This window comes from Nocardioides bigeumensis, assembly GCF_039531755.1.
Taxonomy (GTDB): Bacteria; Actinomycetota; Actinomycetes; order Propionibacteriales; family Nocardioidaceae; genus Nocardioides; species Nocardioides bigeumensis.
Window position 1 is genome coordinate 248258 of record NZ_BAAAQQ010000013.1, and the last position, 13135, is coordinate 261392.

Annotated in this window: 13 protein-coding genes and 1 tRNA gene; 4 read left to right on the forward strand and 10 right to left on the reverse strand. The window is 72.3% G+C overall.

Translation table 11 applies throughout. The annotated features are described in order from the left end of the window. Positions 1–11 precede the first annotated feature (11 nt). Positions 12–1514: an alkaline phosphatase family protein gene (locus tag ABD295_RS15500; RefSeq protein ID WP_344304693.1), complete on the forward strand. Its 1503-nt coding sequence runs from the start codon at positions 12–14 to the stop codon at positions 1512–1514. 4 nt (positions 1515–1518) lie between these two features. Here ABD295_RS15500 and ABD295_RS15505 read toward each other — a convergent pair whose 3' ends face one another. After that, entirely contained in the window at positions 1519–2301 is a 783-nt protein-coding gene (locus ABD295_RS15505) for a sulfite exporter TauE/SafE family protein (RefSeq protein WP_344304694.1), read from the reverse strand. Between the two features lie 56 nt (positions 2302–2357). On the opposite strand from ABD295_RS15505, the gene ABD295_RS15510 reads away from it, so the two are divergent. Further along, positions 2358–3239 (forward strand): cobalamin-binding protein, encoded by an 882-nt coding sequence (locus ABD295_RS15510; protein ID WP_344304696.1) that lies wholly within the window; start codon positions 2358–2360, stop codon positions 3237–3239. A 29-nt stretch (positions 3240–3268) separates the two neighbouring features. Here ABD295_RS15510 and ABD295_RS15515 read toward each other — a convergent pair whose 3' ends face one another. Beyond that, entirely contained in the window at positions 3269–4678 is a 1410-nt protein-coding gene (locus ABD295_RS15515) for a cystathionine beta-synthase (RefSeq protein WP_344304697.1), read from the reverse strand. A gap of 37 nt (positions 4679–4715) precedes the next feature. Here ABD295_RS15515 and ABD295_RS15520 point away from each other — a divergent pair, with 37 nt between their 5' ends. Continuing rightward, positions 4716–5726, forward strand: coding sequence for an SGNH/GDSL hydrolase family protein (locus ABD295_RS15520; protein ID WP_344304698.1), 1011 nt, complete (start codon positions 4716–4718; stop codon positions 5724–5726). Between the two features lie 37 nt (positions 5727–5763). On the opposite strand, the gene ABD295_RS15525 is transcribed toward ABD295_RS15520, so the two are convergent. After that, positions 5764–6627 carry a Bax inhibitor-1/YccA family protein gene (locus ABD295_RS15525; protein ID WP_344304699.1) on the reverse strand — a complete coding sequence of 288 codons (864 nt, stop codon included), beginning with the start codon at positions 6625–6627 and terminating at the stop codon, positions 5764–5766. 154 nt (positions 6628–6781) lie between these two features. Between ABD295_RS15525 and ABD295_RS15530 the strand changes: the two genes are divergently transcribed. Further along, complete coding sequence (locus ABD295_RS15530) at positions 6782–8164, forward strand: FAD-dependent oxidoreductase (RefSeq protein ID WP_344304700.1); 1383 nt, start codon at positions 6782–6784, stop codon at positions 8162–8164. 33 nt (positions 8165–8197) lie between these two features. Here ABD295_RS15530 and ABD295_RS15535 read toward each other — a convergent pair whose 3' ends face one another. The 7 genes from ABD295_RS15535 to ABD295_RS15565 form a co-directional block, all read right to left on the reverse strand. Then, positions 8198–9118 carry an NAD(P)H-dependent flavin oxidoreductase gene (locus ABD295_RS15535; RefSeq protein ID WP_344304701.1) on the reverse strand — a complete coding sequence of 307 codons (921 nt, stop codon included), beginning with the start codon at positions 9116–9118 and terminating at the stop codon, positions 8198–8200. A gap of 23 nt (positions 9119–9141) precedes the next feature. Further along, positions 9142–9215 (reverse strand) — tRNA-Leu (locus ABD295_RS15540). 5 nt (positions 9216–9220) lie between these two features. After that, on the reverse strand, positions 9221–10126 hold the full coding sequence (locus ABD295_RS15545) for a uracil-DNA glycosylase (protein WP_344304702.1): 906 nt from the start codon (positions 10124–10126) through the stop codon (positions 9221–9223). Beyond that, a complete protein-coding gene (locus tag ABD295_RS15550) occupies positions 10123–10998 on the reverse strand; it encodes a homocysteine S-methyltransferase family protein (RefSeq protein WP_344304703.1) in 876 nt (291 codons plus the stop codon). Before ABD295_RS15550 ends, ABD295_RS15545 begins: the two co-directional genes overlap by 4 nt. Next, positions 10995–11900: a Ppx/GppA phosphatase family protein gene (locus tag ABD295_RS15555; RefSeq protein ID WP_344304704.1), complete on the reverse strand. Its 906-nt coding sequence runs from the start codon at positions 11898–11900 to the stop codon at positions 10995–10997. The genes ABD295_RS15550 and ABD295_RS15555 overlap by 4 nt, the downstream gene beginning before the upstream one ends. A gap of 14 nt (positions 11901–11914) precedes the next feature. Further along, on the reverse strand, positions 11915–12436 hold the full coding sequence (locus tag ABD295_RS15560; RefSeq protein WP_344304705.1) for a DUF501 domain-containing protein: 522 nt from the start codon (positions 12434–12436) through the stop codon (positions 11915–11917). Further along, entirely contained in the window at positions 12433–12966 is a 534-nt protein-coding gene (locus ABD295_RS15565; protein WP_344304706.1) for an FtsB family cell division protein, read from the reverse strand. Before ABD295_RS15565 ends, ABD295_RS15560 begins: the two co-directional genes overlap by 4 nt. Positions 12967–13135: the final 169 nt, after the last annotated feature.

Here is a 13135-nt window from a genome sequence, read left to right on the forward strand (position 1 = left end):
AACGTCCTCGCATGTCTGAGAGTGCAGGCCGCCACGAGGCGCGCCAGCGGGTGATCGACGCGCTGTGCGCGCCCGAGCTGGCGCCGATCGTCGACCTGGTCGTCTGGGCGGACGAAGACGGCGAGCCGTACGCCGCCAACCACCTCGGATCGGTGCGGTTCCGCTACCAAGGCGGCGCCGAGGTGCTGAGCGGCACCAACCCTCTCGGCAGCGAGGACCCGATGGCGTTCCTGCCCTATCAGCAGGAGCTGGCGAACCCCTCGCCCCGCGTCTCCACCGAGAATGCCTACCCGCTCGCGTGGCAGCGGTTGCGATCGTTCTTCGCGGACCCCGAGCGCAGTCCCGACCTGGCGATCGTGCACACGCCTCGGCACTTCTTCCCCGACGAGGGCGGCCACGTCGGGGAGCACGGCAGCCTCGACGCGATCCAGTCACGTGCACCGCTGATCATGAGCGGCGCCGGCGTCAAGAAGATGGGGTACGTCGACGCGTTCGCCCGCCTGGTCGACGTCGGACCGACCCTCGCGTTCCTCGCGGGAGTGCCCGCCATGGACCTCGTCGACGCCAACGGCCAGGGTCTCGACGGCCGGGTGCTGCGCGACCACCTCGAGCCCGGCGGAGGCCAGCGCCGGCACGTCATCGGGATGCTCTGGGACGGCGCCCACTGCGGCGACCTCCTCCACCTGGCCGAGACCGGCGAGCTTCCCGGCGTGGCCCGGTTGATCGCGAACGGGCTGGCGCTGCGCGGCGGTGCCGTCGCCGAGTTCCCGTCGATCACGCTGACCAACCACACCTCGATCCTGACCGGAACGGGCCCCGGGCGGCACGGCGTGATGGGCAACGTCTACTTCGACCGCGCCACCGGCGAGCGGGTCGTGCCCAACGACCAGTCGACCTGGCACCTCAGTGCCGACTGGCTGCGACCGTCGGCCCGCACGATCTTCGAGATGGTCGCCAAGCATGCCCCCGGCGGCGACGGGACCGTGCGCACAGCGTCCGTCGACGAGGCGATCGACCGCGGCGCCGACTACGCCACCATGGCGCTGATCCGCGAGTCCGGCGAGAGCGGCGCGGACGCGCTCGACGACGCGCTGCCGGACCCGACGACGTCGCCCTACCTTCGTGACGCGGCGTACCTCGAGGACTCGTACTTCCGGTGGGGCGTACGCGTCGACGACTTCGGGATCACGCAGATGTCCGCCCTGTTCTCCAACCCCGGGTCGGCGCCGCTCCTCACCTGGTGGGCGTCGGTCGTGACCGACTGCGGGCACCACGGCGGTGGACCGAGATCCGACATGGCTCGCGACGCGCTGCGTCAGAGCGACGCTCGCCTGGTCACCTTCCTCGACCATCTCGACAGCATCGGGCTCAGCGACCAGGTCACCATCCTTCTCACCGCCGACCACGGCTTCGAGGGCTCCGACCCAGAGGTCATCGGCTCCTGGAAGGCGGCCCTCGACGCGACCGGGATCCCCTACCGCGACGAGGGACCGGGTCTGGTCTACCTCCTCTGAGCGATCAGCCCCAGAGCCCGAGCAGCTCACCGCCGATGCGCACCACGAAGGCGGACACCACGGCGATGAAGAAGGCGCGGACGAACCTCCGGCCGCGCGCCACCGCCGTCCGCGCTCCCAGGTAGCCGCCGGTCAGGTTGGCCGCACCCATGGACAGGCCGAGCCCCCACAGCACCTCGCCGTGCGGGACGAAGACGCAGAGCGCCGCGAGGTTGGTGGCCCAGTTGGCCAGCCGCGCCTTGGCCGAGGCCTCGAGGAAGTCGTAGCCCAGCAGCCCAACCAGCGAGAACACGAAGAACGAGCCGGTGCCCGGGCCCAGCGCGCCGTCGTAGAACCCGACGGCCAGGCCCGTCAGCATCGCCGCCGCCGTGTGCCGGTGCCCGTCCCAACGCAGCTCGGTGACGTCGCCGAGCTCGGGCCTCAGGAGGACGTACGCCCCGACCACGAGGAGCGCGACGAGCACGATCGGCTCGAACGCCGACCTGGGGATCAGGTAGGCCACCGCGGCACCGGCCGCCGACCCGAGGAAGGCGAACAGCATCAGCGGCAGGAACGTGCGCGGGTCGGGACCGACCCGGCGGTAGTAGGTCGCCGACGCGACCGTGGTCCCGCAGATCGAGGCCAGCTTGTTGGTGGCCAGGATCTGCACCGGGCTCGCGCCGGGCAGGCCGATCAGCAACGCCGGCAGCTGGATCAGCCCACCACCGCCGACGACGGCGTCCACGAAGCCGGCCGCGAAGGCCATCAGCAGCAGGAACAGCAGGACTCCGGTGGTGACGTCACCCATCGACGCGCATCCGAGACGGCTCCGAGCCCATGGCGGACCAGCCTAGGCTCACCCCCGTGCGGATCGTGTCCCTGCTCCCCTCCACGACGGAGATCCTCTTCGCCATCGGCGCCGGGGACGACGTGGTGGGGGTGACCTTCGAGTGCGACTACCCCGAGGAGGCGCGCACGCGCACGATCGTGTCGACGTCCGCGATGCCCGAGGGGCTCAGACCGGCGGAGATCGACGCGTTCGTCGCGGTCGCGATGGAGAGGGGCGAGGACCTCTACCACCTCGACGAGGGCGCGCTGGCCGGCCTGGACGCCGACCTGGTCGTCACCCAGGACCTCTGCGCGGTCTGCGCGGTCGACGTCTCCGTCGTGGACGACGCGCTCGCCCACCTGGGCTGCACCGCAGAGGTGCTCACGATCGACCCGCACACCCTCGACGACGTCATCGAGTCGATCCTGCGCCTGGGCGCGGCCACCGGACGCGAAGAGGCTGCCGCCGCGCTGGTCAAGCAGCAACGCGGCCACCTGGTGTCGGCGGCGATGCGCTCGGCGTTCCGCTCGGGCGAGCGACCCCGCGTGATGCTGCTGGAGTGGACCGACCCGCCGTTCGCGCCGGGCCACTGGATCCCCGAGATGATCGAGATCGCCGGCGGTGAGCCGCTGCTCGGCACGCCGGGCGAGAAGTCCCGCCGCGTCACCTGGGACGCCGTGCACGACGCGCGCCCCGACGTCGTCGTGGTGGCTCCGTGCGGCTACGACCTCGCCGGTGCGCGCGCGCTCGCCGACGACCTGGCCGCGTCAGGCGTGCTGCCGGCCGGCGTACCCGTGCACGCCGTCGACGCCAACGCCTCCTGGGCGCGACCCGGCACCCGCCTGGTCGAGGGGATCGACGAGCTCTCGGTGATCCTCGCCCGGGTGCAGCGGGATCGGGTGAGATCGCGCGGGTAGGGGCTGCCGTCGCGCAGAGTCGCGATGTCCTAGCGAGCCAGGAACGCCAGCAGGTCCTGACGGGTCAGCACCCCGACGGGCTTGCCGTCCTCCTGCACCAGCACCGCGTCGGCGGACTCGAGCAGGCTGACCGCGGCCTGGGCGGGCTCGGTCGAGCCGATCACCGGCAGCGCTGAGGACATGTGGTCCTCGACCTTGTCGGTGAGGTGCGCAGCACCGGTGAAGAGGGCTTCGAGGAGACCGCGCTCGGACACCGAGCCGGCGACCTCGGCGGCCACGATCGGCGGCTCGGCCCGGACGACGGGCATCTGGGAGACGGAGTACTCCCGCAGGATGTGCACCGCCTCGGCGATCGTCTCCGACGGGTGCGTGTGCACGAGGTCGGGCAGCCGGCCGTCCTTCCCGCGCAGCACCTCCCCCACGGTGCGCTCCACGCTTCCCGAGTCCTCTGTGGCGAAGCCGTAGGACGCCAGCCACTCGTCGTTGAACACCTTGGTGAGGTAGCCGCGGCCCGAGTCCGGGAGCAGCACCACGATCACGGCGTCGTCGCCCTCGGTCGTGCCGGCGAGCTCGTGGGCCAGCTTGACCGCGGCGTACGCCGCCATGCCGGACGAGCCGCCGACCAGCAGCGCCTCTTCGCGGGCCAGCCGGCGGGTGAAGGCGAAGGAGTCGGCGTCGGACACCTCGATCACCCGGTCGGCGATCGTGCGGTCGTAGGTCTCGGGCCAGAAGTCCTCGCCGACGCCCTCGACGAGGTAGGGGCGGCCGGTGCCGCCGGAGTAGACCGAGCCGGCGGGATCGGCGCCGACCACCTGGATGTGGGGGTTCTGCTCCTTGAGGTAGCGGCCGACGCCGCTGATGGTGCCGCCCGTGCCCATGCCGGTGACGAAGTGCGTGATCCTGCCCTCGGTCTGACGCCAGATCTCGGGGCCGGTGGTCTCGTAGTGCGACCGCGGGTTGTGCGGGTTGGAGTACTGGTCCGGCTTCCACGCGCCCGGCTGCGAGGCCAGCCGGTCGGAGACGTTGTAGTAGGAGTCGGGGTGCTCGGGAGCGACCGCGGTCGGGCAGACGACCACCTCGGCGCCGTACGCCTTCAGGACGTTGCGCTTGTCCTCGCTGACCTTGTCGGGGCAGACGAAGACGCACTTGTAGCCCTTCTCCTGCGCGACCATAGCGAGCCCGACGCCGGTGTTGCCCGACGTCGGCTCGACGATCGTGCCGCCGGGCTGGAGCTCGCCGGACGCCTCGGCCGCCTCGATCATCCGGCTGGCGATGCGGTCCTTCACGGAGCCGCCGGGGTTGAGGTACTCCACCTTCGCGAGCACCAGCGGGCCCTTGCGGCCGTCCGTCCCCGCACCGTCGAGGTCGTCGAGGGTCTTTCGGAGCCGCAGGAGGGGGGTGTCGCCGATCAGGTCGAGCAGGCTGTTCACGTAGTCCACCGACCCAACCTACTGACCGTCTCCGTAGGGTGGTCACGTGGGCAAGGCGGGCGCGGCGCGGAAGCTGGCGGCAGCGGCGGCGTACGGCGGCACGGGCGTCTCCCTGGTCGGCGGCTCGCTCTACGGGCTGCTTCGCGCGGAGGCCAAGCTGGCCCGCAAGATGATCGGGCGGCTCGACCACGACCCGCCCGACCCGACCGGCTGGTACGGCCGGGGTCGGCCCGGACCCGCGCTGAGGGTGGCGCTGCTCGGCGACTCGAGCGCCGCCGGGTACGGCGTCGACTCGGTGCTGCAGACCACGGGCGCGGTGCTCGCGTCCGGCGTGGCCAAGGCGTCCGACCGGCGCGTCTTCCTGCGCTGCGTGGCCAGGACCGGCGCGCAGACCTCCGACCTGGCCGGGCAGATCGCGATGATCCCCGTGCCACCCGACGTCGCTGTGATCTCGATCGGTGCCAACGACGTGACGCACTCGGTGCGGCCCTCGCACTCCGTGCACCACCTCGGGGAGGCCGTCCGCCGGCTGACCGCAGAGGGCGTGCCGGTCGTCGTGGGCACCTGCCCCGACCTCGGCACGATCACCCCGATCCCGCCGCCCTTGCGCCAGGTCGCGCGCGCCTGGTCGCGCCGCCTGGCCGCGGCGCAGTCGATCGTCGTGGTCGAGGCAGGCGGGCGGTCGGTCTCGCTCGGGTCGATCCTCGGGCCGGAGTTCGCCGCCGACCCGGGCCGGCTCTTCGGCCCGGACCGCTTCCACCCGTCCGCCGACGGCTACCGCTCGATGGTCGACGTGCTGCTGCCGTCGGTGCTGGCGGCCCTCGGGCTGGCTCCGGACGACGAGCTGCTCCCGCAGGCCGGGCGCGGCGAGACCGTGCTGCCGGTCGCGAAGGCGGCCGTCGAGGCCGCCCGCACCCCGGGCACCGAGCTCGACGGCACCGAGGTCGCCGGCGCCGAGCGCGGCCTGCGCGGCCGCTGGGTCGAGCTGCGGCACCGCCGCCGGCACCCGCGCGCCGACGTGGAGCTGCCGGAGACAGCAGACGACCCGCCCAGCTAGGCCGGGCGGGCCGTCGTGGTTGACGTTAGGTGGGCTCTCAATCACCCCTCAGGATCGCCAGGATCCGCAGCAGGTTGGTGTAGATCCACACGAGGCTGACGGTGAGCCCGAAGGCCGCCCGCCACGACTCGCGCTCCGGCAGCCGAGCAGCGATGCCGCGCTCGATCATGTCGAAGTCGAGGATCAGCATGAAGATGCCGAGAGCGAGGCCGGCGACGCTGAAGAGCAGGCCCAGGGCACCGAAGCCGAAGAAGCCGATGGCGTTGCCGAACAGGCCGAGCACCATCTCGAGGAGGCCGAGGGCCACCATGCCGAACATCGCCGCGATGACGAAGGTGCGGAACTTCTGGCCGACCTGGATGTCGAAGAACTTGTAGGCGGCCAGCGTGCCGGCGAACGCGGCGAAGGTGCCGACCACTGCCTGCATCACGATGTTGCCGGTGATGCCCTGATCGGACACGAAGGTCGCGTCGAAGAACTTGCTCAGAGCGCCCAACGCGACACCCTCGGCGGCTGCGAAGGCCATCACCAGAGCGGGACTGATGACCCGCTTGAACGAGTTGACCAGCGACAGCGCGAACGCCGCGCCCGAGCCGATGAGGAGGGCGCCGTACAGCGAGCCGGCCGTCTCGCTCGTCACCTCGGGGGTGAGGTACCAGGTGAGCGCGGCGAAGACGAAGACGAGGGCGATCGAGATGGCCGACTTCTGGACCACCGAGTCGATCGTCATGGGCGCCGACGGGCCGCCGTACTCCTGCGTGGTGCCGGGCGTGCCGGTGCCCCAGGTGCTCGGGTCGCTGCCGTAGGGGTTCTGCGGGGAGGCGTAGCCACCCGCGGCCGACCCCTGGCCCTGCCCGTTGAACTCGGGCGATCGCGTGAAGATCGGATTGTTGGACTGCATGGTCTCTCCTTGGAGGCCAAAAGCGATCCTCACTCTGAGGACCACCACGAGGTGCGTCATCCTAGACGCGCCTCATGGGGGAGAACGAGCGACGGGGGGCGGGTGTTCCCGGCGCGAGGCGGGTACCCGGCAACCCAGCGGGGTAACGGGCCACATGACGACCGTGACGAGCGCCGTGTGGGACGACGGCGGCTCACCTGGGTATCAGGACCTCGACAGCGAAGCCGGCGCGCTCGACGACCTGGTCGTCGGGGGTGGTCTCGCCGGGCTGACCACCGCGCTCCTGCTGGCCCGGGCGGGACGGCGCGTGGCGGTGGTCGAGGCTCGCTGGATCGGTGGCGGCACGACCGGGCACAGCACCGCCAAGGTGTCGCTGCTGCAGGGCACGAAGCTCTCGCGGATGCGCCGCCACCACTCCCGGGGTCTGGTGCAGGCGTACGTCGAGGGCAACCTCGAGGGCCAGCAGTGGCTGTTGCGCTTCTGCGACGACCACGGCGTGCCGGTGCAGCGGCGGCCGGCGGTGACGTACGCCGCGAGCCAGGCGCAGATCAGGGTCGCCCGGTCCGAGCTCGAGGCTGCTGACGAGGCAGGCCTGCCGGTGAGCTGGCGGGAGTCCTTCGACGTGCCGTTCCGGCACCACGGCGGCGTCGTCCTGGAGGACCAGGCCCAGGTGGACCCGGTGCAGGTGCTTCGCGCGTTGACCGAGCAGGTGCGCGAGCACGGCGGTCTGGTCCACGAGGGCGTCCGCGTCACCGACGTGGCGTGGGACGGCCGCACGGTGACTCTCGACGACGGGCTCGAGATCGTCGCCGACAACGTCGTGCTCGCGACCGGCAGCCCGATCCTGGACCGCGGACTCTACTTCGCGAAGCTGGAGGCGCAGCGCTCCTACGTCGTCGTCATGGACGGGGCGCAGCCCCCGCACGAGATGTTCCTGTCGGCCGGCTCCCCCGGACGCTCGGTGCGAGAGGTGCCTCAGGGGCGGTCCTCCCTGCTGATGGTCGGCGGCTCCGGTCACGCGACGGGGCGGACCGACTCCGAGCGGGAGCACCTCGACGACCTTCGCGCGTGGACCCGCGCGCACTTCCCGGGCGCGGTGGAGACCCACGCGTGGTCGGCGCAGGACTACAGCCCACCCGACGGCGTCCCCTTCGTCGGCCCGCTCCCCCTCGGCCGCGGACGGGTGTACGTCGCCACCGGGTTCGACAAGTGGGGTCTGACCAACGCCGTGGCGGCGGCCCGCAGCATCAGCACCGAGATCCTCGGCGGCGCACCTCCGTCGTGGCAGAAGCCGATGCGCCACCGCATCACCGGTCCGCGGACCGCCGCCGAGCTTGCCCGCATCAACGCGGCGGTCGGCATCCAGGCCTGCCGGGGCCTCGCCGGAGTCCTGAGCCGGCCCCGCTGCACGCACCTGGGCGGGGTCCTGGAGCGCAACGACGCCGAAGGCACCTGGGACTGCCCGTTGCACGGCTCGCGCTTCGATGCCGACGGGTCCGTGATCGAGGGACCTGCGACCCGGCCCCTGTCTCTCTAGCTGGGGTGATGGTCATGGGCCGTGACCATCACCTCACTGATCGAGTGCGCGTGCGAACTCCCTGACGACTTGCTCTGCAGTCTGCTCGCGGACCAGCGCAGCCACTCCTTCGCCCGCATAGAGGTGAGCCACGGCGAAGTCCGTGGTCTTCCTGGCCTCCTGGTGTCGTAGGCGGGCGGCGTCGTCCATGTCGTCCTCACGGCCGACCCACTCGTCGTAGAAATCGTTGACCAAGGCGCGCCCCCCGAACTCCGGCGGCCAGGCGAGCCCCTGGGCCACGTCGAACACTCGTCCGTAACCGGTCTCGTCCTGCTCGATCAGTCTCGCGCGAGCCGACGACGACATCTCCGCCTCCGCACATCCGAGGAACGCCGTGCCGACCCACGCGCCCTGCGCGCCCGCCGCCAGCACGGCAGCGAGCCCCCGGTGGTTCAGGATCCCGCCAGCGGCCAGCACGGGACGATCGGTCCGGTCGAGGATCATCTGCAGCAAGGGAAGGGTCCCCATGGCGTTGCGACCGTGACCTCCGCCTTCGGCGCCGCGAGCGACGATGAGGTCCACGCCTGCGTCGTGTGCCAGATCGAGGTCCGACAACGCGCCGACCTGGGTCGCGGTGCGGATGCCGGCGTCCCGGAGCCGACGCACCGGGACGCTCACGTCTCCGAAGCTGACCGAGACCAGGTCCGGTCGAAGGTCGAGGACGGCGTCGAGCTGATCGGGGTTGCCTGACTGAGCCCACGCCAGCAGCCCCACGCCGTACCTGCCGCCGTCCGTCCCGGCGGTCGCGGCCTCGGCACGGACCGCCTCACCGCTCATGTCGTTGCCGACACCGAACATCCCGAAGCCGCCTGCCTTCGACACGGCGTTCGCGAGGCGACCCCGCCCCGGTCCGGCCATCGGTGCCAGGACCAGGGGCACCGAGCACCCGAGGGCCTCGGCCAACCAGTTCGTCATACGAGGAGGCTAGGCCGATGGGGTGCCCCCGGTGGGGCTCGAACCCACACTGAACCGCTTTTAAGGCGGCTTCCTCTGCCGGTTGGGATACGGGGGCGCGGGTCAGCCTAGGGTGCGTGGGTCTCGTGCCGGTTGCTGCGCAACCTCCTGGACCACCGGCTGTCGCAGACCGGCGAGGGAAGCCGCGCGGCCGAGGACGTCGTCGAGCATGTCGGTGGTCAGGCGGCCGGTGAAGGTGTTCTGCTGGCTGGGGTGGTAGCTGCCGAGCAGGGTCACGCCGGGGGTGTCGTCCGAGGGCCCGGCCAGCTCGGCGGAGGCGCCATGGCCGAACTTCGGCTTGGGGCGGGGTACGCCGTACCCCGCGGCCGCGAACGTGCGCAGCGTCGCGTCCCAGCCGTAGCCGCCGAGTGCGACCACCACCCGCACGGACGGCGCGAGCAGGGCGACCTCTCGGGTGATCCAGGGTGCGCAGGTGTCGCGCTCCTCCGTCGTCGGCCGGTTGTCCGGCGGCGCGCACCGCACCGTGGCGACCATCCGGGCGCCGATCAGGGCCTGTCCGTCGCCGGCGTGAAGGCTGGTCTCCTGAGCAGCCAGGCCGACGCGGTGCAGGCTGGCGAAGAGCCAGTCTCCGGAGGAGTCGCCAGTGAAGACCCGGCCGGTGCGGTTGCCTCCGTTGGCGGCGGGTGCCAGGCCCACGATCAGCACGCGAGGCGACCGCGACCCCCAGCCCGCGATCGGCCGGCCCCAGTAGGGCTGCTGCGCGAAGGACGCACGCTTGGCGCGGGCGACGTCCTCGCGCCAGTGCACGAGCCGCGGGCAGGCGGAGCAGACCGACACCCTGGCGTCGAGCTCGCCGAGGTCGGTCGTGTCCGCGAGGGCGGCCACCTCGGCGGCTGTCCGCGCGACCGGGGTGTCAGGCGCGGCCGGGTCGTCGGGCCAGCCCGTGCCCGCGGGGACGGGCGACGCGAACGTCTGCCGGGTGACCGGGTGTGGCAGGAGCTCGGTCACGCGCCGGTGCGGGCACCCAGCGCGGCGGCCATCGCGTCGATGTGGGCCGGCGTCGAGCCGCAGCAGGCGCCGATCACGTCGACGCCCATCTCGCGCAGCCGGACAGCGTGGGCGGCCATGTCGGCCGGCGACTTGTCGTACTCGAAGTGGTCGCCGACCACGTGCGGCAGACCGGCGTTGGACTGCGCGACGAGAAGCGTCCCGGCCGGCCGGGCGGCCGCCATCTGGCCCATGATCTGCTCCATCTCGTCCGGGCCGCGGCCGCAGTTGGCGCCGACGGCGGCGACGCCGAGGGCAGCCAGCTCGGTGACAGCCGCGGCGGGAGCGACGCCCATCATCGTCCGCAGGTTGGTGTCGAAGCTGAGGGTCACGACGATGGGCAGGTCCGGCGCGACCCGCTGGGCGGCGGCCACCGCCGCGCGCGCCTCGCCGAGGTCGCTCAGCGTCTCGATCAGCACCAGGTCGATGCCGCCATCGACGAGTCCGGCCAGCTGCTCGGCGAACAGGTCCTCCGCGTCGGCCTCCGTCAGGGTGCCGAGCGGCTCGAGCAGCTCACCGGTCGGGCCGAGGTCACCGGCCACCAGGAGACCGTGCTCGTCGGCCACCTCGCGGGCCAGCCGGGCCGCGGCCGCGTTGAGCTCGTGCACCCGGTCGCCGAGCCCGTGCAGGTCGAGGCGCGGGCGGGTGCCGCCGAAGGTGTTGGTGGTGAGCACCGACGCCCCGGCAGCGGCGTACTCCTGGTGCGCGGCGCGGACCGCGTCGGGGTTGTCGACGTTCCACTGCTCGCCCGGCATGCCGCCCTCGAGACCCCGGTCCTGCAGCAGGGTGCCCATGCCCCCGTCGAACAGGCGGATGCGGTCGAGGATGCTCATGGGTCCAGGGTAGGCACGAGGGACCAGGCGATCCCGTCGAGAATGTCAGTCGGCGAGACGACGAGCTCGGCGACCGAGGTACGCCGCAACACGCGGGCGAGGATCAGCGCCCCGGCCGCGATCACGTCGGCCCGACCGGGATGCATCCACGCCAGGTCGCGGCGCTCGCCGACGGTCATCGAGACGAGCCGTTCGACCACCGCCTGCACGTCGGCCACTTCGAGGGTCACCGGCTCGGTCGGTCCGCGATCGGTGTCCAGGCCGAGCACGCCGCCTGCGATCGTGGTGATGGTGCCGGCGACGCCGACGACGGTCGCGGGCGCGGTCAGATCGACGCTCACCCCGTCGAGGAGGCGGTCCACCTCGTCGGTCAGCGCGGCGACCTCGGTGGCCGTGGGCGGATCGGACGCCAGGTGCCGCTCGGTCAGGCGCACCGAGCCGACGTCCAGCGAGACGACCGACTCCGGCCGGTCGGTCCCCAGGATCAGCTCGGTCGAGCCGCCACCGATGTCGACCACCAGCACCGGCGCGGCCGGCTGCGGGTGAAGAGACCGGACCGCGCCGTCGTAGGCCAGCGCGGCTTCCTCCTCGCCCGTCACGACCTCGGGGTCGATGCCGAGGCGGTCGCGCACCCCGGCGATGAAGACGCCGGCATTGCGCGCGTCACGGGTGGCCGAAGTCGCCACGAACCGCACGCGGGTCACTCCGTGCTCGCGGATCAGCGCGGCGTACTCGTCCAGGGCGGCGAAGGTGCGCGCCAGCGCCGCCTCCGACAGCTCGCCCGATCGGTCCACGCCCTCGCCGAGCCGGACCATCCGCATCTTGCGGACGGCGACGTCGGGGAGGTCGCCGATGAGCAGCTTGATCGTGTTGGTCCCGCAGTCGATCGCCGCGACTCGCACGCCTGACGCCCTCCTCAACCCGGGCTGGGGGCGTCCACGCACGGACCGTCCGCCCACCACTCGCCCAGCAGGTCGAGCACCTCGTCGCCCAGCGGGTTGACCCCCCGGCCCTGGGCGAGGGCTTGGCCGGCCAGCACGTGCAGGCACTTGACCCTGTCGGGCATGCCGCCGGCGGAGATGCCCTCGATCTCGGGCACGCTCTGCCCCACCCGGTGAGCCAGGTCGGCACGGGCGGCGAGGTAGCGATCGTGCGCGCGTCGGTACGCCGCCGCGAGCTCGGGGTCCTCGGCCAGCCGGTCCTGCATCTCCTTCATCAGACCCGATCCCTCGAGGGTCCCGATGCGCGAGGCCGCGCGCGGGCAGGTGAGGTAGAAGGTGGTCGGGAAGGGGGTGCAGTTGGGCAGCCGTGGCTCGGTCGTCACCACGTCCGGAAGCCCACAGCCGCACCGGTGGCCGATCGCGGCGATGGCCCGCGGCTCGCGACCGAGCTGTTGCTCGACGGCCTCGAGGTCCCTCGGGTCGACGGGGTCGATCACTCCTGCGTGCCGTCGATCTCGCTCGCCGGTGGCTTGCCGGCGCCGTTCTTGTCCACCGGCGGGTTGCCGGCCAGCTCGACCGACGCCCAAGCCGTGGTCCACCACGCGGTCGGCTCCTCCTTGACCACCTCGTCGGGGTCGTGGAGGGTCGCGCCGCTCTCGAGGGGCTGCCCGTCGGCGTCGAGCACGACGTACGACGTCTCGCCGGGCATGACGTAACCGAACCGGCGGTGCCCCTCCTGGGCCACGAACGCGGGGTCCGACCAGCGCCGCTTCTCGCGTTCGAGGGCCTGGATGCTCGCCTCCCGCTCGGCGATCTGCTCCTTGAGCTCCGCGATGTGGGAGCGCTGCTGGAGGAACGCCTTCAGCGACGAGCCGTAGGACACGGTGAGCACGGCGACGATCAGCACCAGCAGCGCCGCGCGGCCCGTGATGCGCGGCCCGCGCTCCCTGACAGGGGGAATCCTCTTCGAGGCCCCGGTCGAGGGGGTGACCGCCGTGATGCGGGTCCCGGTCGTCGAGGTGGTCACGACGGGGTTGAGCGCGGTGACGGTGTCGTCGGACGGCGGCGTGCGAGGGCGCGACGGAGCGCCACCTCGCGGAGTGCGTGCGCCGGGACGCCGGCTGCCGCCGGGGCCCCCACGAGAGGTGCGTCGCTGTTGTCCAGAGTGATCCGTCATACGAGGGACCAGTCTGCCT

Bases quoted from the DNA above. Each gene is read 5' to 3' on its own strand.
- ABD295_RS15500 (WP_344304693.1), top strand. From the start codon at position 12: ATGTCTGAGAGTGCAGGCCGCCACGAGGCGCGCCAGCGGGTGATCGAC.
- ABD295_RS15505 (WP_344304694.1), bottom strand. From the start codon at position 2,301: ATGGGTGACGTCACCACCGGAGTCCTGCTGTTCCTGCTGCTGATGGCC.
- ABD295_RS15525 (WP_344304699.1), bottom strand. From the start codon at position 6,627: ATGCAGTCCAACAATCCGATCTTCACGCGATCGCCCGAGTTCAACGGG.
- ABD295_RS15530 (WP_344304700.1), top strand. From the start codon at position 6,782: ATGACGACCGTGACGAGCGCCGTGTGGGACGACGGCGGCTCACCTGGG.
- ABD295_RS15535 (WP_344304701.1), bottom strand. From the start codon at position 9,118: ATGACGAACTGGTTGGCCGAGGCCCTCGGGTGCTCGGTGCCCCTGGTC.
- ABD295_RS15550 (WP_344304703.1), bottom strand. From the start codon at position 10,998: ATGAGCATCCTCGACCGCATCCGCCTGTTCGACGGGGGCATGGGCACC.